General features: G+C 67.4%; 1 pseudogene. It reads right to left on the reverse strand.

Annotation, left to right across the window (positions count from 1 at the left end):
- Window positions 1-605: pseudogene (locus tag AB0T83_RS20285) on the reverse strand (NADP-dependent malic enzyme); the annotation flags it as partial.
- Between the last annotated feature and the right edge of the window lie 242 nt (window positions 606-847).

The raw sequence follows: 847 nt of genomic DNA on the forward strand, positions 1-847 counted from the left end.
ACCGTCGCCCATCCCGGCGATCCGAATGTCCTGCGGCCGCTTGCCGGCGATGCGCAGGGCGTTCTGGGCGGCGGCGGCCACCACGATAGCGGTGCCGTGCTGGTCGTCGTGAAACACCGGGATGCCCATGCGGTCGCGGCACAGCCGTTCCACGGTGACACGCTCGGGCGCCTTGATGTCTTCCAGGTTGATGGCGCCGAAGGTCGGCTCCAGCCGGCAGACCAGATCGGCCAGCGCCTCGGGGTCGGCCTCGTTGACCTCAAGGTCGAAACAGTCGATCCTGGTAAGTTTCCTGAACAGGCCCGCCTTGCCTTCCATCACCGGTTTGGAGGCCTGCGCGCCGAGGTTGCCCAGCCCCAGCACCGCCAAGCCGTTGGAATTGACGGCCACAAGATTGCGCTTGGCTGTGATTTCATGGCGCGGGCGGGATCTGCGGCGATCTCGGTGCAGGCCTCGGCCACGCCGGGCGAACAGGCGCGGGCCAGATCGCGGCCGGAGGCCATCGGCTTGGTCGGGCGAATTTCCAGTTTTCCGGGTGTCGGATGGGCGTGGTAGTCCAGCGCCGCCTGGCGTTCCATGTCTTTCTTCGTGGCGTCCAGCGCCATGGGAAGTTCCTCCGTTCCGGCAGGCCACCGCAACCGGGCACTGCGCCGGGGACCCCGATCCATACGGGACCAGAGCGTTCAGACATGTCTCCCGCACCGGCTGCGCTGCGAGGCGCAACCGGGGGTTGGAGACGGATTGGGGGGAAGGGGTGGCCGGGCGGACCTAGAAATCGACCTCGATGGCGATGCCCTTTTCGACCGCCAGATCGACGACGGCGGCGGCCACGGCCAGATCCTGAAGA

This window comes from Meridianimarinicoccus marinus, assembly GCF_040689105.1.
Classification (GTDB): Bacteria; Pseudomonadota; Alphaproteobacteria; order Rhodobacterales; family Rhodobacteraceae; genus Meridianimarinicoccus; species Meridianimarinicoccus marinus.